This is a genomic window from Acinetobacter sp. 161(2023), assembly GCF_037027805.1.
In the GTDB taxonomy this organism is placed as follows: domain Bacteria; phylum Pseudomonadota; class Gammaproteobacteria; order Pseudomonadales; family Moraxellaceae; genus Acinetobacter.
On record NZ_JAZEYD010000006.1, the window covers coordinates 168,220 to 187,838 of the forward strand.

The 19,619-nt window shown below is 36.6% G+C and carries 15 protein-coding genes, 1 tRNA gene and 2 pseudogenes; 7 read left to right on the forward strand and 11 right to left on the reverse strand.

Translation table 11 applies throughout. The features are described from left to right. Positions 1-9 precede the first annotated feature (9 nt). Entirely contained in the window at positions 10-2,418 is a 2,409-nt protein-coding gene (locus WA249_RS07670) for an FdhF/YdeP family oxidoreductase (RefSeq protein WP_336167582.1), read from the reverse strand. Positions 2,419-2,814: 396 nt separating this feature from the next. Here WA249_RS07670 and WA249_RS07675 point away from each other — a divergent pair, with 396 nt between their 5' ends. Then, on the forward strand, positions 2,815-3,957 hold the full coding sequence (locus tag WA249_RS07675; RefSeq protein WP_336167584.1) for a glycerate kinase: 1,143 nt from the start codon (positions 2,815-2,817) through the stop codon (positions 3,955-3,957). Positions 3,958-4,008: 51 nt separating this feature from the next. Beyond that, entirely contained in the window at positions 4,009-4,614 is a 606-nt protein-coding gene (locus tag WA249_RS07680; protein WP_336167585.1) for a nitroreductase family protein, read from the forward strand. 99 nt (positions 4,615-4,713) lie between these two features. On the opposite strand, the gene WA249_RS07685 is transcribed toward WA249_RS07680, so the two are convergent. Then, positions 4,714-5,268: a TetR/AcrR family transcriptional regulator gene (locus WA249_RS07685; protein WP_336167587.1), complete on the reverse strand. Its 555-nt coding sequence runs from the start codon at positions 5,266-5,268 to the stop codon at positions 4,714-4,716. 741 nt (positions 5,269-6,009) lie between these two features. Here WA249_RS07685 and WA249_RS07690 point away from each other — a divergent pair. Next, positions 6,010-6,495: a hypothetical protein gene (locus tag WA249_RS07690; protein ID WP_336167589.1), complete on the forward strand. Its 486-nt coding sequence runs from the start codon at positions 6,010-6,012 to the stop codon at positions 6,493-6,495. Between the two features lie 231 nt (positions 6,496-6,726). Here the strand turns inward: WA249_RS07690 and WA249_RS07695 are convergent, their stop codons facing one another. The 4 genes from WA249_RS07695 to WA249_RS07710 all read right to left on the reverse strand — a co-directional run bounded on the left by WA249_RS07695 (position 6,727) and on the right by WA249_RS07710 (position 9,115). Next, on the reverse strand, positions 6,727-7,095 hold the full coding sequence (locus tag WA249_RS07695) for a hypothetical protein (RefSeq protein ID WP_336167591.1): 369 nt from the start codon (positions 7,093-7,095) through the stop codon (positions 6,727-6,729). A gap of 66 nt (positions 7,096-7,161) precedes the next feature. After that, positions 7,162-7,515, reverse strand: a complete 354-nt coding sequence (locus WA249_RS07700) for a hypothetical protein (protein ID WP_336167593.1) — start codon at positions 7,513-7,515, stop codon at positions 7,162-7,164. Further along, entirely contained in the window at positions 7,515-8,546 is a 1,032-nt protein-coding gene (locus WA249_RS07705) for a hypothetical protein (protein WP_336167595.1), read from the reverse strand. Before WA249_RS07705 ends, WA249_RS07700 begins: the two co-directional genes overlap by 1 nt. Before the next feature lie 218 nt (positions 8,547-8,764). Continuing rightward, positions 8,765-9,115, reverse strand: a complete 351-nt coding sequence (locus WA249_RS07710) for a hypothetical protein (RefSeq protein WP_336167597.1) — start codon at positions 9,113-9,115, stop codon at positions 8,765-8,767. A 273-nt stretch (positions 9,116-9,388) separates the two neighbouring features. Here WA249_RS07710 and WA249_RS07715 point away from each other — a divergent pair, with 273 nt between their 5' ends. Together WA249_RS07715 and WA249_RS07720 are read left to right on the forward strand one after the other, a co-directional pair. Continuing rightward, positions 9,389-9,907, forward strand: a complete 519-nt coding sequence (locus WA249_RS07715) for an SRPBCC domain-containing protein (protein WP_336167599.1) — start codon at positions 9,389-9,391, stop codon at positions 9,905-9,907. A 22-nt stretch (positions 9,908-9,929) separates the two neighbouring features. Next, a complete protein-coding gene (locus tag WA249_RS07720) occupies positions 9,930-10,346 on the forward strand; it encodes a MerR family transcriptional regulator (protein WP_336167601.1) in 417 nt (138 codons plus the stop codon). A gap of 79 nt (positions 10,347-10,425) precedes the next feature. On the opposite strand, the pseudogene WA249_RS07725 reads toward WA249_RS07720, so the two are convergent. From WA249_RS07725 to posA, 3 genes and pseudogenes are all read right to left on the reverse strand, one after another. Beyond that, a pseudogene (locus tag WA249_RS07725) lies at positions 10,426-10,634 on the reverse strand (hypothetical protein); the annotation flags it as partial. Positions 10,635-10,991: 357 nt separating this feature from the next. Then, positions 10,992-11,870 (reverse strand): MetQ/NlpA family ABC transporter substrate-binding protein, encoded by an 879-nt coding sequence (locus WA249_RS07730; RefSeq protein WP_336167603.1) that lies wholly within the window; start codon positions 11,868-11,870, stop codon positions 10,992-10,994. Between the two features lie 454 nt (positions 11,871-12,324). Next, entirely contained in the window at positions 12,325-16,323 is a 3,999-nt protein-coding gene (gene posA, locus WA249_RS07735; RefSeq protein WP_336167605.1) for a delta-poly-L-ornithine synthetase PosA, read from the reverse strand. A gap of 557 nt (positions 16,324-16,880) precedes the next feature. Here posA and WA249_RS07740 point away from each other — a divergent pair. Further along, positions 16,881-17,344 (forward strand): annotated as a pseudogene (locus WA249_RS07740) (SgcJ/EcaC family oxidoreductase). 79 nt (positions 17,345-17,423) lie between these two features. On the opposite strand, the gene WA249_RS07745 reads toward WA249_RS07740, so the two are convergent. Next, a tRNA-Ser gene (locus WA249_RS07745) sits at positions 17,424-17,513 on the reverse strand. An 89-nt stretch (positions 17,514-17,602) separates the two neighbouring features. After that, positions 17,603-18,097, reverse strand: a complete 495-nt coding sequence (gene greB, locus WA249_RS07750) for a transcription elongation factor GreB (protein WP_004790517.1) — start codon at positions 18,095-18,097, stop codon at positions 17,603-17,605. 372 nt (positions 18,098-18,469) lie between these two features. On the opposite strand from greB, the gene WA249_RS07755 reads away from it, so the two are divergent. Beyond that, complete coding sequence (locus WA249_RS07755; protein ID WP_336167608.1) at positions 18,470-19,579, forward strand: transglycosylase SLT domain-containing protein; 1,110 nt, start codon at positions 18,470-18,472, stop codon at positions 19,577-19,579. Positions 19,580-19,619: the final 40 nt, after the last annotated feature.

The window sequence follows — 19,619 nt, forward strand, 5'->3', positions numbered from 1 at the left end:
GCTGTTGATTTAAAGGTTGCTTACTTTCTTATCGGCATCTTCAGGGTCAACTGCTGTTGCCAAATTAAAGTGTGCAGGTGCATCACCAGCATGCAAAATCACAGGAACACTTTTTGAAGCTGGAATCTTGGCGTATTTATCATGACTGCTTAACGCCACCAAAGGATTAGTCTCTGGATAGTACGCAGCTAAACTGCCACGCGGAATGTTGTACGGCACAATACGGAAACTATGCACAACACGTTTAACGCCATCTGAGAAAACACTTTCAATATCAACCCACTGGTTTGCTTCAAAGCCAGCTTCATCAATATCCGCTTGATTCATAAACAACACACGGCGTTGACCAAAGACCCCACGGTAACGGTCATCGAGACCATATAGCGTCGTGTTGTATTGATCATGAGAACGAGTGGTCATTAAGGTATAAACTTTACTCTCGGTATAGGCAGCAGCATATTGATTTTCTTTATCACCGTAGACTTCATTAAGTGGTGTAATCATAAACTGCGCTTTACCACTTTTTGTGTTCCAGATGTGCTGATTTGCCGGATGCTCTAGATGGAAGCCACCTGGATTATAGACACGCAAATTAAAGTCATGGAACTCATCAAAGACCTCAGCAATTGAGTCACGAATACGGTCATAACTTTCAATGTACCATTTCCATTTGATCTGGCTGTCTGGTAGCACCGCTTCAGCCATTCTTGCCACGATGTCAGGTTCAGATAAAATATTTTCAGAAATTGGGGTATTACGCCCCGCCGACAAATGAATATTACTCATCGAATCTTCGACTGAAATGGCTTGTGGGCCATGAAGCTGCTCATCAATTTCGGTACGGCCCAAACATGGCAAAATGAGTGCCTCTTTACCACACACCAAATGGCTACGGTTTAACTTAGTTGCGACATGAACGGTTAAATTACACTTTCTAAGTGCTTCTTGGGTATACGGTGTATCAGGGGTTGCAACTGCAAAGTTTCCGCCTAGACCAATAAAGACTTTGACCTCGCCTTCAGCCATAGCTTTAATAGTTTCAACCACACCATGTCCATTTTTTCTAGGGGATTTAATTCCAAACACGCGGTCAATGTTGTCGAGTAATTTAGGGCTAGGTAACTCATTAATGCCCATGGTTCGGTCACCTTGCACATTACTATGTCCACGAACTGGACAAAGCCCTGCACCCGGCCTGCCAATTTGACCACGTGCCAACAGTAAATTCGCTAACATATGGACATTAGCAGTTCCGTGGCGGTGTTGAGTGATGCCCATCCCCCAACAGAAAATTGAGCGCTCAGACTCTAAAAAGAGCTTGGCTAATTTTTCTAAATGTTCTGGTGATAGGCCTGAGTGTTTGTAGACATCTGCCCATTCAGTTTTTTCAACCTCAGCAATCATCTCGTCGAAACCGATTGTATTCACCGCAATAAAGTTTCGGTCAAAAACACTTGGTTTACCTGAGGCGAGTGCCTTTTTGTCCCATTCATTTAGGTGCTTTAAAATTCCTAACATGAGTGCATAGTCACCACCAATTTTAGGTTGGAAATAATAACGACTAATTGGGGTACTACCGTTAGTCATCATTTCAAGTGGTGCTTGTGGGTCTTGGAAGCGCTCTAGCCCTCGCTCTTTAATCGGGTTAATCGCAATAATGTTACCGCCACGTTTAGACACTTCACGTAAAGTACCTAACATACGTGGATGGTTAGTTCCGGGGTTATGCCCAAAACTAAAAATTGCATCGGCTATATCGAAGTCTTCTAGGGTGACTGTGCCTTTTCCTAAACCAATCGAATCAAGTAACCCAACGCTTGTGGTTTCATGGCACATGTTCGAACAATCTGGGAAGTTATTTGTTCCAAAGCTTCGCACAAACAATTGATATAAAAATGCTGCTTCATTACTGGCACGGCCAGAGGTATAAAACGCAGCTTGGTCTGGGTGATCTAACGCATGAAGATGCTTAGCAATAATCTGAAATGCTTCATCCCATGAAATTGCGACATATTTATCTGTTGCAGCATCGTAGCGGACTGGGTCAGTTAAGCGACCTAAGTCTTCTAGAAAGAAATCACTTTGTTCTGATAACCAACTGACGGTATGGCCTGCAAAATATTCGGGAGTCACAGTTTTACTGGTTGCTTCAAATGCAACTGCTTTTGCACCGTTTTCACAGAAGTTAAAGGCATGAGCATTTTTCTTTTCTGGCCATGCACAACCGGGACAGTCAAAGCCCGTAGGCTGGTTAATATTGAGTAAGGTAATCGAACCTTTTTTTAAAATATCTTGCCGCTTTAAGTTTCGAGCGACACTGAGTAGTGCCCCCCATCCGCCCGCAGGATGAGTATAGGGTTCAATTCGTGCAAAGCCGTTATTTTCTTGTATATGCTTTTGTTCTTCTGAATTATCCACTTTGTCATCCTCTTATTTCTTTTTACACATTCTATAGGTGCGATAAATTCACAACTTAATTATGGTTATATCTACGCTATCTGCTGTCTAGCTTATGGGTAGAGTCCGCTTTTTATGCTATTCCCAATATTTTAAAAGCTGGCTCAATCGTTCTTATAATATGTGCCATATTTTTTATAATTACAATCATTTAGCCAAATCTAAAAAATCATTTAAATTAAATAATAACAATATCTTAAAAACATAATAACCTATTTTTTACAGATAAAAACATAATTCACTTTATATTTTAAAAAAATAGAAATGATGTAATGAGCTGAAATTTACATCATTTTAAGTAAGTTTTTATGGCTTTAAGCAGTATAAATTAATTGGAAAAACAGAATCAGAGAACTTATGAAGGTTGTGATTGCGCCAGACTCTTTTAAAGACAGCCTATCGGCTTTGGGCGTCGCTCAAACCATTGCCAAAGGATGGCAAAAAGTTTTTCCAGATGCTGAAACGCTGATATGTCCAATGGCAGATGGCGGCGAAGGAACCATAGAAGCTGTGTTAGAGGTCTGTGAAGGTGAATGGCGTGAAAAAACCGTAATGGGACCATTAGGTAAACCAGTTCAAGCAAGATGGGGCTGGTTAGAAAAACAAAAAATAGCCATCATTGAAATGGCTCAAGCGAGTGGCATACAGTTAGTTCCAACGTCTGAGCGTGATGCCTGCCAGAGCACAACGTTTGGAACAGGCCAACTCATTTTAGATGCTTTAGATGCAGGTGCAAAAGATATTATTTTAACTGTGGGCGGTAGTGCAACCAATGATGGCGGCACAGGACTACTCAGTGCTTTGGGTGCTGTTTTGCTCGACGCCAACCAACAGGTTTTACCCACAGGCGGACTTGCTCTCAAAAACCTATCAAAAATTGATTTAACACATTTTGACTCACGTATTCAGCACACACAGTTTTTACTAGCTGCCGATGTGACCAATCCACTCTGTGGCCCAAACGGGGCATCTTATATTTTCGGTCCACAAAAAGGTGCCTCACCTGCTCAAGTAGAGTTACTTGACCAAGCTCTTACCCATTTTGCCGATGTCTCTGCGGAGCTTTTAGGTTTCGACAAACGAGATGAAGCAGGCTCAGGTGCTGCGGGCGGTTTAGGTTTTGCAGCAAAAAGTTATTTAAACGCAGACTTTAAAGCTGGAGTTGAAGTTGTGGCTGAACTCAATCAGCTTGCCAGTAAAATATCTAATGCGGATTGGGCCATTACGGGTGAAGGTAAATTTGACCAACAAACCTTAAGTGGCAAAACAGTTTTTGGTGTGAGCCGAGTCGCGAAAATGCAAAATATACCTGTCATTGTCATTGCAGGAACATTAGGCGAAGGCTACCAAGCGCTTTATGAGCACGGGGTTACGGCTGCTTTTTCACTAACCAATGGCCCAATCACATTAGAATATGCCTGTGAACATGCAGCACAACTCATTTATGAGAGAACAATTGATATTGCGAGATTAATTAAGTTTAATCAAAACCACGACTAAACATTACTTCATTATTTTTAAAACGGTTAAACCAACAAATAGGAATGTCTTATGAACGTTATTGATGCTCTACGTAAGCGCCGCGCGGTTAAACGCTTCGACCCTTCTTTTCAGTTATCTGAAGAGAACAAAAAGGAGTTATTACAAGAAGTTTTAGCAAATGCACCAAGTGCTTTTAACTTGCAGCATTGGCGCCCTGTAGTGATTGAAGACACTGAGTTAAGACAAAAAATTCGTACCATTGCTTGGGACCAACCACAAGTGACCGAAGCATCATTACTGATTGTGTTATGCGCAAAAGTAAGCTCGTGGGAAGCCGATGCTAAACGTGTGTGGGATGGCGCGACTCCAGAAGTGCAAAACATTATGGTAGGTGCGATTGATCAATATTACCGTGACCGCCCGCAAACTCAACGTGATGAAGTGATGCGTAGCGCGGGTATTTTTGCTCAAACCTTAATGCTTCTTGCGCAAGAGCATGGTTTAGACAGTTGCCCTATGGATGGTTTTGACTTTGACGCGATGGCGAAACTCATTAACTTACCTAAAGATCATGTGGTGTGTTTAATGATTGCTGTTGGTAAGTCGGCAGCCCAGCCTTACCCACGTGTGGGCAAACTTCCTTTTGAAGATGTCATTATTCAAAATACATTCTAAGTTATGAGTCAGATTTTAGGCTTCCATACGATTGTTATTTTTAATATAAATCGTTGGAAGCCTTTAATTTGACAATCATAATAAAGTGGACTTTGAATTCTAATTAAACTGATTCAAAAAGTAATCTATCAACTTCTCTTTTTCCCCTGCTTGATCAGAGCTTAAAAGCTGAATAATGGTTCCCTCAATCATATATAAAAATAGTTTTGCATTCTGAAAGGTAGCATCAGTTTTTAGTTTTATAAGCTGGCTATAGATTTCATTTATTAGCCATGTTCGATACCTTACAGCAATTTGGTAAGCATTTGGATGGGTCAGTTTTGTCTCAAAAATGGCTTTAAATAATAAGTAGTACAGCCCTTCTACATCGGTATGTAAGAAATAAAGTTTTTTGAGTTTATCAATCGCGCCCGCATCGTGGTCGTACTCAGAAATTGAAATTACTTTTTCTTTTAAACGTTCTTTTTGCACAATTAGACAGATTTCAACGAAACGTTCTTTAGATTGAAAATAATTATAAAACGTCATTTTTGCCACTCCTGTTTCTCGCATAATTGTGTCAACACCAACCATGTGAAACCCACTGTGATGAAACAGATCAATCGCTTTATTTACAACTTTTAAGGCCCGTGTTGAGAGAATTAAATTTGGCATAGTTTTACCGTTATAAATTAAATTTTTGTTGTATATAAATGAGATATAAAAGCCTTTTACTTTTTTAAAGCTGAAAAAAGGCATAGCAAAGCCATCAAGACTGTGCTGGGCACATCTCAAGTTTTATTGTTGATTAAGTTTTTTGGTCGTGACGACTTAAAGTCTGAAAGCCCAATGGCCATCAAACTGCTTTAAAAGTTTAAGTCGTGTCGATATAGACTTTGGCAAAGGCTGCCAAGAAATGATGAATGTACAAAGCCAACTCCTCTTTATTGGGAGTTCTGCCAGACATTTAAATTATGGTGGCAGAACGAAAGGGGGTTAGCAGACTGGCTCAAGACCCAGCACACCCGAAGGTGTCCCCCTTCCGTCCTACCGCAACAAAAGGGAGACGAGCGGGTTCACATTAAAAAAACGAATTTTTTCAATGCTCTTGAGTACGGTCTGCTAAAACCGACTGGCAATGTAGGCCAGCAGGCAAAGGATAGTGCTCCGCCCTTTTGCAGTCAAGCACACAAAATGACATTTGTTTTAAATTAGATCATTAAAAAGTAAGGATAAATAATGAGTGAGTTATTGTTAAATGGGGGTTTATAAAGGGAGTGAAATTTATATAGATATATTAGTTTAAGTAGGCAAGAATAGAATATATAAAAGGGATATAGAGAAAACTTTCACCCTATGACAGACTCTTTGTATAAGGTATATTCTATTAATTCTAAGTGAAGTGAATAATATGAAATGAATGATGCAGAGAAGTTTCAGCTCAAACTGGAGTTAACATTAAACTTAAAAACTGCTCAAGACATTCAAAAATGGGCTATAGATAAATTAGACAAAAACCCAGCAGATCTTTTAGCTTTAGACATTTGTTTTTTCTCTAAAGATGAGGAAATCTTAGATTATTTTAATAATATTAGTATTGCTGAAACTAACGTAGAATCTACTCTTAAGAAAAAAATTCTTTATGAAATATTAAAAAAATATACAGAGATAACGCCCTATCTCGGATATTCAATAAAATTAATTTCTAATTTATTTGCACTATTAATAAAGATATCTAAACTTGTTGAAGATGAAGATCTATACGATTTTATAAATTATTATGATGATGAGTTATATTTGGCTTCAGAAGGTATATCTAAATTAGAACTAGATGAGATATGGCCTACCTTCTTAAATGATCTTAAAAATTGGCTTTCCTTACAATGTGAGCTTCTTTCATAGAATAACTGCTCTTAGAAATTAGCCTCATTTAAGGAGGCTATATCGTATCTTTCTAATAATTTTCCAATTCAAGCTCTAAATCATTTAGTACCTGTTCTATCTCTGGAGTTACCCCGTTGTTTAAAGGGCTATAAATCAAAACAGCCTATTGATTATAGGTTGTTTTAAGCTAAAAATATTTTATATAAGTCATATTATATTAATTTTAGAAAATCTTAAAATTTAAGCTATCTATTTCTTAACTTTAAGAGTATAGGTTTTATTTATTTCAGCATCACCACCAGCATAGAATCCCGTCGAAATATAAATAGTAAAAACTCCTGTGTATTTTGGAATACCTTTGATTGTAATTTGATTATAGCCACTACTTTCATCTGGACTAACAGATATACCTAAATCATTAGGAATATTACTTTTAAAATCTACATCTCCATCAACTGTTTTCCCACCTGAAATATTAATTATTTGTTGATAATTTTTATTAACATGAGCTATAGGCAGACTATCAGGTGTTATCTTATATTTCTTACCACAACCTGTAAGTATCAACAGGATTGAAAAAATAATGGAGTAAATATAGTTGTTAGATTTCTCCACCATTAGATTCTCTTCTTCCTGTTAAATGGATACAAATTTCATTTCACTTGTTAAAAATTAAGGTCTCTTTTACTGAACTGTAAAAGCATAGGTTTTATCGATTTCATTATCGCCACCAGCATAAAATCCCACCCAAATATGAATTGTAAATGTACCTTTATACTTTGGAGTTCCCTTGACCTCAATAACATTATAACCATCTAGATCATTAGCAGGTTGAACTGTTATTCCTAATTCTTTAGGAATATTTGTTTCTAATTTAGCATAATGATCGACAATTTTTCCTCCTGATATTTCTATAGTTTGTTTGTATTCTTGATTAACGTGAGCTATTGATAAACTATCAGGAGTAATCGTATATTTTTTACCACAACCTGTAAGCATCAATAAAATTGAGAAAATAGCGATAAGTTTAATTTTCATTAGAATTTCTCCTTTTTAACAATTAAAGCAAAAAAAACTTTCTTTTCGAAATTATATAGAGATATACCTCTACCGAGTCTTTGGGTATTCTCCCCCCACGTAAACATTTTCAGTCGAACTTCGGTTTTATAAGGATCTGAAGAACTTGTTATCGGCTGTCCTTTTGTATCTCTTAATTTATCAGTCCAAACAATCCAGTGATCTGGAAAACTTTGAGTACCAGAGCTACTGCCACGACTAAGAAGACTAGCCGATATTAAGGTAATTACATAATAGTCATCTCCAGCGTATCGGTTAATTTCACTTATTAAACTAGGGCAATAACCATTAAAATAAAAGGGGTAAGCTTTCACTCCTTTAAAGCCTGTTTTTTCAAACCAGCTACTCAATTCGGGCCAAGGTGTAATTCCGGCAACTTCTTGAGACGGATCTTTCAGTGTTAAAATAATATTTTCAGACTCGCGTAAGCTTGCAAGCGTGATCCAATCAATTGGAGGAATTTTGGGATCACCACTTTTTATATGAAAATAATTCTTTACACGCCTACTTCCATCCAATGATGGTTTAATCACAAGCTTCCCAATTTCTGTTTGACCTTTCTCCCATAACTGTTTTACTGCTAATTTATATCTAGAGGGGCTTAAGTTTATTAGACAAAAAAAGTAGGCTGCAGGCCCACATAAAGATGACTGATCTTGGTTTGGTAACGGTTCATTCAATCTCGACTGTAAGCCAGCTTCAATTTGGGCCTTAGAAAAAGGATCTTTAGCCTCTCCTGGCTTACATCCAGGGTCAATGCACTGAAAAATTCGATTTCGATTTAAAGCAAGTTCAAAATCATTTTTAGAAACATCCCCCTTAACAACTTTAGTTACAGCCGTTGACTCAACGTATTTTGTTACGGGAATATTTTTATTCTTTTCATGATCTTGGTAAGCATAGGATTCGATTTTATCTGGAACAATATATCGACTAATTACTAAACTTTCTTGGCCTGATGTACTTAGTCTATATAAATTAAGAATAATCACACAATCTCTAAGTCTTTCTAACTCTATTTTTTAACTATCGATTTCGACCGATTTAGTTTGATAAAGGTCATTACCTATTTTCTTAAAAGCCGTATCTTTAAAAAGAATAGTGGTTTCAGCTTTATTAAGTACTGTGTTGTATATATAAATGTTATATTTTAAAAACTTAGGACTAACGTTTGTTTTTAATACAACATATGGATAGAACTTTGTCATGGCTAATCTATATTAATTTCTTCATTGTTATACAAGTGGATAGATATTTCTTCTGGACGTACAGTATTAATTAATTGAGTATATCCATTCTCATCAGTGATACCTTTTAGCTGTTTTCCATTTTGCATAAAAGCAATATATTTATGATGAGCAAATGGAAGACCTTCTTTATCTTTCAAAAGGTACCGCAAATTATGCTGATTTCGCTCTCCCAATACAGGTAGTTGGGGAACTGCATTAATAACTTGCTCTCCACTTTTAAAAAGATGCTGCCCAGCTTTCGCCTCAAACTTTGCAGGCGTAATGATAGTAATACCATTCTTGTTAATTATAATTTGAGAACCACCAGCCATAAATTAACCTATATTTGTAAAATTTAAGAATTAAGTAGAAGTTAGATTAATATAAATAATTATTAATTCATCGATTATACTAAAAATATGACATTTATTACAGCCATATAATTTAATGACAGCATCATTATGAAAACTAATAATAGAGTTGTGATCCCCAAAGAGGCTTATTAGATACAACCCAATTTAACATTTAGGTAAAATTGCACTTGACCTTAGAGTAAACTCCAACCTTAGAATCATCATAGTATTAAGCACTACAGGTACTATTTGATGAAAGTAATTTTCACTATCGTTGTATTTTCTGTGTTCATTTTTTTATTTCGTCATAAAAGAATTGAGACAAAGATCGTTATAAATCAGCCAATAGATCATGTTTGGCAAGCCTTCACATGCACCTCGTCGTATCCGAAATGGAATACGTTATTTGGTATTGATAGATTCCCCACCCATGTAGGTCAACAAATTAGTGTAGATTTATACAATGAAAATAGAAAAGTGCAATTTCAAATGCAACCAGTAATAAAAAAACTTGATAAATATCACTTAGAATGGGAAGGAAAATTATATATAAATGGATTGTTTAATGGTCGACATCAATTTATTTTCACTAGAATTGATGCCAATACAACTCAATTAGTTCAAGCAGAAGATTTTAATGGGCTACTTGTACCTATTTTAAATTATTTTGTTATTCAACCTACACAGTTAAATTTTGATAAAATGAACAAATCTTTCAAAGAATATGTTGAAGATCATAATGTTAAAAAAGATACCTGCAAAATATCCTAGATAAAGCAAGAAAGGTTATTGAATGAATATTAGTGAATTTTCAAAAAAATATGGCCTATCATTAGATACTTTACGTTTTTATGAAAAATGTGAAGTATTGATTCCCGATCGATTAACAAATGGCTATAGAAACTATCAGGATATACATGAACAAAAAATTAAGTTAATTATATGTTTAAAAAGTATTGGATTTACTTTGGAAGAGATTAAACAACTCATTCAACTCGAAACAAAACCTCCTTCTGAAGAATGTAACATTATCTCTAATCAGTTAATTGATAAAAAAATAGAGATGATTAGTCAACAAATTAAGTTACTAGAATATGGAAAAGATACTCTTTCCGATGTTAAAAAATATATTAAAGATAATTCTTTTGTTAAAAATCAGGACATAATTCAAGATATGATTGAAAACTTGTATAAGCTTTCAAAAAATTAATTAGAAAACGGAGGCTTGTTTTTTGAATTACCGTTTCAGCATCTTGCGTTATTAACAGGTAGGATGAAAGCATTAGTCATTATGGTTGAAACCAAGGCTTTTTGGGCTTAGTACCAGATATGCAGGGCTAACTTTAATTGGCTCATGACCTTTTTCACATTCTTGAACACCCCACTCACTCGGACGAAAACGCGCATTAGGTCCATCGGGCTCAGGTTTACCAAATTCTTTTCCAATATCGTAATCAATGAGTGGAATTTCAAGTAGTATGATGTCGCCCCGAGAACAGTACTTTCACCAATAAGCCTAGTGTTAGTACAACACCAATTAATGGAACAATAAAAAATAGAAAAATTGCAAAAAAAGAGAATGGCTGTACGGGTTATCATAATTGTTAAATCTTTAATTTCATATTTTTCAAAGGTGGAATGCCAAGAAAATTGTATAGATGTATATTCAAAAAATAGATATTACTATTTAGTGCTTACATTAGAAAAATTGTTCCTAATTCTATTTATTATTTTTTAAAAAGATAGATTTTTTCTCAATTTAATATAATGAGCGTTATATGAAGTATAAAAAATAAAAGCTAAGCCCCGATTACCGAGACTTAGCTTTGGAAAATAATTTTAATTAAAAAATTACTTATTTGATGTCTGTAAACTCAGAAACAGGTTTGTTAACTTCAACTTTTGTACCTGCAAATTTTTCGCTCACAAATTTTTGTACTTTAGGTAAGTGGTAAAGTTCACCTAATTTCGCATAGATCGGGTCATTTTTATTCGCTTCAGCAACACCTAATAAGTTCACATAAAGCTTTGTAGACTGGTCAACAGGTTCACGGAAGATAGAATCTTTCAGTACGTTTAAACCACCTTCAAGAGCCAATGTATTACCTAATACAATTGCATCTACATCGTTTTTAACACGAACTGCCGTCGTCATTTGAATTGGTTTTAAATTCAAATTTTTAGGATTTTCAGCGATGTCATTGGTTGTCCCTTTTACAGGGTCAAAGTTTGGTTTAAGTTTAATTAGTTTAGCAGACTGCAATAATGTTAATGCACGTGCTTCGTTAGCAGTATCGTTTGGAATCGCGATTGTAGCGCCTTGTGGTAACTCATCAACAGTTTTAGCTTTATTTGCATAAAGACCCATTGGTTCCAAGTAAGTCGTCGCAACAGCAGCAACTTTGGCTTTATTTGAAGCATTGTAAGCTGCTAAATAGTTAAATGACTGGAACGCATTTACGTCTTGTTCGCCACTTGCTACAGATGTATTTAATACAACGTAGTCAGTCAGGTTGGTCACTTCGAGTTTAATGCCCGCTTCTTTAGTTTCAGGAAGCGTTGCAACATATTTCCATACGTCAGTATCTGAACCTGTTGAAACAAGTTTAATCGTGCGTACTGACTCAGTTTTGTCTTTAGCAGGTGCTGTATTTTCAGTTTGTGCAGGTTGTTTGTTACATGCAGACAGTGTGAGTACAGATGCGCTGAACAGGACACTAAATAATTTTTTCATAGATACATCCTAAAATAGGAAACGCCTACTCTGCAAAAGAGTTAGACATTCCCAACCATTGGGTAGAAATGCAATATTTGGCTAGAAATAATTTCCAGATATATAAGGGTTTAGAAGCCTGAATTCAGCCTTATTTCTTCCTTGATCTTGCTCGCGGAACAATAGAATTATGTTTTGAATCAGTTTCTAAATATTGGATCATCATATATCAATAAGTGAACATTCTACAAATAACTTGTTCGATTCTGATATATAGACACGTTTACAGTAAGATATTGAAAATAAAAAATATATTATATGAATAAAACAATTTTGATTTAAATATATACTTATTTGATTTATATGAAATTTTCAGGATTTGTTAGCAATATTTAAGCTAACTACGACTGTAATTTATGCTCTTGCATAAAAAAAGCCCCCGTTACGACAGAGGCTTTTTCAATTAAAAAACTAATTATTTATGAACCCAAGGCACAGCTGGCGAACCAATCCATGCAGATTTAGCAGGAATGTTTTCACCTTTCATAACCAATGTTAATGGTCCTAACACTGCATGATTGCTCACGTTTGCGTTATATAAAATAATGCTGCGCGTATTTACAACCACATCATTACCAATATTCACTTGTCCAATTTTCATAATACGGTCTTCAAACAAGTGAGTTTGTGGGCCTGAGAAGCTATTAAACTCAGCACGGTCACCAATGCTTACACAGTCGAACTCTGTAATATCAGCCGTGTCCATATAGACATCTTTACCAATGCGAACACCTAAAATACGCAAGAAGAATGGCAACATTGGCGTTCCTCTTAAGTAGTTTAAGAAGTTAGGAATCGCAACTGATTCATATAAGCTGGTAATCCCTTCGCTCAACCATACAAACATCGTCCACATTGGAGCAGAACGTGGTTGATAACGACCAATGAGAGTCCACTTCAATAATGCAACTATAACGAAGCAACCTACGCCATACAGCAAACCAGCAAGTGTTAAAGCCAACAAGCCAGTCATAATGTTATATTTATTAATAACATCAATAATCTCAAGCACGATCATATAACCTACACCAATCGCGAGAGCCGCAGGTAATACAACACGAAGGCCTTCGATAAAACCACGCATTAAACGGCGCTTGATACTTGGCAAGAATGTTAAATGGTCAGGATATTTTTCAGCAGCTTCACGTGCAGGCAATAATAATGGTGGAGAACCAAACCAAGTTTGACCATCATACATTTCACGGTTATCTGGTGATTTTGATTGCACACCAATTAAGACGTTGTCTGGTAACACAGTACCATCAGCAATATAAGCACTGTTTCCGACAAAACTACGGTTACCGATTGTGGTCGATTTTAATGTCATCCAGCCGCCTTTGATTTCTTCATCACCCAACATTACAGCATCGGCAATAAAGCTTTCTTCGCCCAAAGTTAGCATTTCTGGAATAACACCGTTTGCGGTAGAAATTTCGGTATTTTTACCTACTTTCGCACCCAGCATACGGAACCATGTTGGCGCATAAATCGTAGCAAACAAGCCATGTAAAGTTTGTAAGCTTGTTTCTAAAATTTGAGATGCAAACCATTTACGATAATACGTACTGCCATGAATTGCATACGTTCCGGTTTCAAGACGAGGTAATGCAATTTTACGTATTGCTGAAGAAATAACAGCAGTGATCATCATCATCATTGCACTAGCTGGAATCGCTAAAATGAAATAATAAATTGCGATTTGCAAATGGTCACTCGTACTAATATTAAATACGTTTGCATCTAACCAGTCGACCAAAAGGAAGCTTGGGAAAATTGGAATAAAGAACAGACAAGCAATAATTAACGCACTAATTCCATAATATGCATATTCTGCAATTTTACGAATAAACGATAATTTAGGACGTTCTGGCATTTTATCATGCTCGTCCACATGCCCAATCTTCTTCGCAGGTGTTCCATCCCAAATTTCTCCGGCTGGAATAACTGTGTCATATTCAATTGAAGTTAATGCATTTACATGAGCTTGTTTTTCTAACACTGTATTTTCTTCTAATACAGCATACGAACCCACATAACTATCTTCTTTTAGGTGAATTGAACCTAATACTAAATGGCCATGTTCTACTTTGGCATTCTCTAAATTCACTTGAGAACCAATACTCACCCCATCCTCAACAGTAAGTAAAGATGGCATCCGAATATGTACTGAACTAATGGTCACGTCGTGGCCAATTTTTGCCCCAAGCGCCTTCAAATAGAGGTTAAGTAAAGTCGAGCCTGACAATAAATAAACTGGTGAAATATTACTAATACGGTCTGCTAACCACCAACGGAAATAGGTTAATCCCCATAATGGATATTGCCCTGCGCCAACGCCTAACATTAATAGTCGTTTGACAGTAATTGAAACTACAAAACTGGTAATAATGACACTGATATAAACCAATAGAGACAACGCGATTGCATATGGAATGCTATCTCGTGTTCCACCAGTAAAATAATGATAGGTAAAGAATGGAGCTAGCCACTGCAAGATATTAATCGAAATTAAAACTGGAATGGTCGCAAGCTGTGCAATACCACATAACCATTTATAAGTTTGATTACGAGGGTTGTCTTGCCCAATCTGGCTATCAAATACAGTAGGCTCTGGCTGCTCTAACATTAAAGCGGCAATAGCCCCAACCCTTCTCGCTTGATATAGGCTTTGAATCGTAAGATGGCTATATTCGGGATGTTCACGCAGGTTTGAAACTAAAACAGCTGCTAAAAGTGAATGTCCACCTAAATCATCAAAGAAGTCCGAATCGAGTTTAATCGGCATGTTTGGAAACAGACGATTCAAAATTTCAAATAAGATTTCTTCTGCTGGGTTTTGCGGTTGGTCAGATTCACTTCGATCAATCACACTCGTGAGTGGTCTTGCTTTTAAAGCCTTACGGTCAATTTTCCCAGATAATAAACGCGGTACTTCTTCAATAATCTCAAAACGATTCGGCACCATATAAGGTGGTAAACGTTGACCAAGGTTATGTCGAAGCTGCTTAATTTCTATAGGCTGTTTCGCTTCAAGTTCAGGTGCAATAAAAGCAATAAGCTGATCAATTCCGTCTTCTTGACGTAGAATTACCGCAGCTGTGCCAATGCCATCAATATCGCAAAGCGCAGCTTCAATTTCGCCGAGTTCAACACGGAAACCACGGATTTTTATCTGATCATCAGCACGCCCCAAGCAATGTACTTGACCAAACTCATCAATTTTAGCCAAATCGCCAGTACGATAGAGCGATTGTTCATCTGGACCTTCTGCCCAAGGGTTTTGGATAAATTTATCAGCAGTTAAATCAGGTCTGCCTAAATATCCTTCTGCAACACTTGGACCAAAAATACAGAGCTCACCTGTTTCACCTTGAGGCAGTAATTCTCTTTCAGCGTTAATGACTAACATGCCATAGTTTGGTAAAGGCTTACCAATCGTGACAAGTTTGCCACGTTCTAACGACTCAAGGCTTGCAGTAACCGTAGTCTCGGTTGGACCATAAGTGTTAAACATTTGATGGTGAGGTAATGCCCAACGGTCAACCAGTGAATCCGGGCACATTTCCCCACCTAAATTAATAATTCTTAAGTTAGGTACATCTTCAGGGAATAAAGCAAGTAATGTAGGAACAGCATGCAATACTGTAATTTGTTCTTGCTTTAATGTTTGGCATAAACGTTCAGGGTCACTGACCAGCGACTTAGGTGCAATCCACAATGTTGCACCAACTAGGTAAGAAAGCCAAATCTCTTCAAACGACATGTCAAAAGCAACTGAAAAGCCTTGATAGACTTTGTCTTGCTCTTGAATACCCAAAACATTATTTTCACTACGTAAAAAGTGACAAATATTTCTTTGTGTAATGACAATCCCTTTCGGCTTACCCGTTGAACCTGATGTATAAATAATATACGCAGGTTGTTCTGGGGTCGTTTTAGCTAAAGGTATATTTTCACTGAGTGGCTTTTGCAGTTCAGTGTTTGTCCATTTTGTTTGTGGCACTTCTTCTAAATGTGCATACCATTCATCTGTAGTAATCATTCCTACAGATTCGGCATCTTCAAGACAAACCGCAATACGGTCAGCTGGCGTATCCATATCAAAAGGAAGCCAAGCCGCACCACTTAAACAAATCGCCAATTGAGCTTTTAAAAGCTCAATTCCACGAGGTAACCATAATCCAACAATATGACCTGGTTTTACCCCTCTTATTGTCAAATGTTGAGCCATGACTAAGGCTTGCTGATATAACTCACCATAACTCAACGTTTTATCTGCTTCAATTAAAGCCGTTTTATCAGGAAGAGTTTGTGCAGTATGGACAAAAATATCGGCCAAGACTTCATGCTGCAAAAATTCTGGATGATACTTTCCACGAATAATATTGTTCGTGTTCGTTACAAACTGATTCATTTTTATACTCTCTTTAATTTTCTGATTTGGCTCAAATGAAGTCATGATTTTTTTTCTGACCCATTAAAGAAATCGAGATGTATTATAAATTAAATAATTGAACTTAAATCAAGATTAAAGTTTTAGTTTTAAAGTCTGTTAAATAATATATAAATCCTGATTCTTTACTATCATTTTTTCTAAAAAAAATTAAGATTTTAGCTGCAATATTTTAATCTTGCGACTGCCCACAGAATGAAAAACGTACAGATCTAGCCAAGTAAAAAATTTCTAAAAAAATGGAAGTGTTTATTTAATTTTTTTAGGTGGCGTTTCATTAATAACATCATATTAAAGTCGTTATGAGTTAATTCTATTCATCTTATATTTTTATCAGTATTTGACTAAAAACTTCTTTCATCAAGCAGATCAAGCTAACAGTTGCTGCATATTGCGTCGTTAGGAATGACCATACACTATTTTGCGTTAAAAGTACTGTTTGTTTATACCCTGCCGCACTCGCATCTTAAGCTGCATCACCTGTTTCGTTTGAGCATGTCGGAGCCCCATCATCTATAATGTATTTAAAACAGACTTAAGCAGTGGGAATAATATGAGTCAACACATAATAAATCCAAATGAAATTCCTTTAGCATTTCAAAACGCTTGGAATCATCATGATATGAAGGCCTTTGCATCTCTTTTTCATAAAGATGCAACTTTCGTTAATCGTTTCGGCCATTATGTTAAAGGTGTTGATGAGATTATCGCACTTCACCAACCTATTCATGAAACGATTTATAGCGATTCAAAACTAGAGAATGAGCTGATAGACATCACACCAATGAGTGATGATATCTGTATTTCACATTTTTGGAGTCGCCTGACCGCAGGCGTAGCTCATCCGCAAGGTCCTCATCAAATTGATACTTTAATTCTTACCGTACTCATAAAAAATGATGATTCTTGGTACATTCAGGCGCTAGAAAATGTCACGTTAACCAATCCACGAACGGGAGAGACCATACTTAGAAATATATAAAAATGAGCGAGATAATTTTTTAGTAATTTATACGTATAAAAAAAAGCCCTTGTCATTAACAAGGGCTTTTTAAGAATTTTGGCGGAAGCGGTGAGATTCGAACTCACGGAGGACTCACACCCTCGTCGGTTTTCAAGACCGGTGCATTAAACCGCTCTGCCACGCTTCCAACGAGCGCTATAATATAAACAAAAACACAAGTTGGCAAATCTTTTATTTCACTTTTAATTCAAACGCTCAAAATAAATACAAATTGATTTAGTTTTCTGGGTTTTCGTTCTTTTCATAACGAATTGTATTGATATACCAAAGCTTTTTTCCAGATGGCGTATGCACTTCAATCTCATCATCTACTTCTTTGCCGAGCAGTGCGCGAGCCATAGGCGATTCAATTGAGATATGCTGCGGGTGATGATCATAAATTTCATCGATGCCGACAATACGTAAAGTTTTTTGCTCACCCTCTTCGTTTTCAATCTCTACCCAAGCTCCGAAATAAACCTTACCATCTTGCTCAGGTGCGTAATCAATGATTTTTAACTCTTCTAAACGTTTTCCTAAATAGCGTACTCGTCGATCAATTTTTCGAAGTAGCTGCTTATTGTATTGATAATCCGCATTTTCACTGCGGTCACCTAAGCTTGCTGCCCAGTTCACTTTTTTTGTGATTTCCGGTCGTTCTTCATGCCAAAGTTGTTTTAATTCAGCAACTAATTTGTCATGCCCTGACCGTGTGATTAAGTTAGATTTCATGATTAAAAACCACTGTTCAACAACATATCGCTTACAAGATGTAGCATTTTATACCCTATTTTCTCATATCAGAAGTGTATAAATTTTCTTCCTTAAGAAATTCATGCGTTTATGATGATATATAGAATATTTAATTGTACAAAATTTGACATTGCTTTTTTTCAATACTATGATGCGCGCAGATTAAATGTTGAGCATTTTTTAACCTTTTAGAAAACTATGTAGATTTTCTACACAGTTTGTTTTTTTCATTTCATGTCATTTTGAATGACGTCATGACTGCCCACCCCTTATTGAATTTATCAACTTTTAGAAGTTATGGCAGCTTATTGTCTGACTTTTTGGGCATAAATTATCTGTAGCGGAGACAACATGCACAGTAATTCAAGTTCAGGGTCGAGGCTTTGCCTTAACTCTTTATTTTCTTCTCTCCCGTTAAAAGCACTTGCACTCAGTACTATGCTTTTTCCATTTAGTATTAATGCAGGAAAAACCCTACAGTACAATACTGTAGTAAATACAAACACTTTAACTGTTGTTGCGGTAGAAAGCCCGACAACTGTTTTCAAAGAAGATCAGTTTTTACATGGCTTTGGTTATGACTTAGCTCGTAACTATGCGCAAAGCTTAAATGTAAAGCTGGACTTTAAAATCGTGGCAGACAATGCCACTGCTCTCAAATGGGTTCAGCAAGGTAAAGCAAACTTTGCGATGACGACCGCTGGTTTAAGTACCATCGAGAACAAAGGTTTAATGTCTTTTTCTGCAAGTTGTGGTGACACAGTCAATTTGCAGAAAAATGGTTTAAATCCTGAGTTAAGCTGGGTATTTAAACAAGCTGATGATCCCCTCACCCAAACTGCTAGTGGCTTTGTATGCCAAAGTAAGCAAAATGGTGTGACACAGCAACTCGCTTCTTTTTATGATCGTAATGTGGTGAAACCGGAGTCTTGGTCAACCATTCAGCGTGACTTAACGACGCGTTTACCGATTTATAAAGCAAGCTTTAAACAAAGTGCAGCTAAATATGATCTCGACTGGCATTTACTTGCGGCAATTGGTTATCAAGAATCATACTTAAAGCCAGAATCTGTTTCTCCCACAGGTGTTCGTGGCTTAATGATGCTGACCAATAGTACCGCTCGAGCAATGGGTGTGAGCAATCGTAGTGATCCAGCTCAAAGCATTCAAGGTGGTGCGAAGTATTACGATCTGATGCTAAGTGAATATGATGATATTCCTTTCCCTGATCGGAACTGGTATGCGCTTGTGGCCTATAATATGGGACCGGGTGCGGTAAACCAGATTCAAAAGCGCTTGCAAGCACAAGGGAAAGATCCAAACCAATGGGTTAATCTCTACAATTATTTGCAAAGTAATAAAACGCGTAATGGTCGATATAAGCAAGCAGTTCAATATGTCACTCGTATTCGTGCTTATCTTGAACATATCAAAACAGCGCAAACACGAATCAATATCTAATTTTATTATTTAAAAGTTGATAAATTCTTTGTTTGTGTGA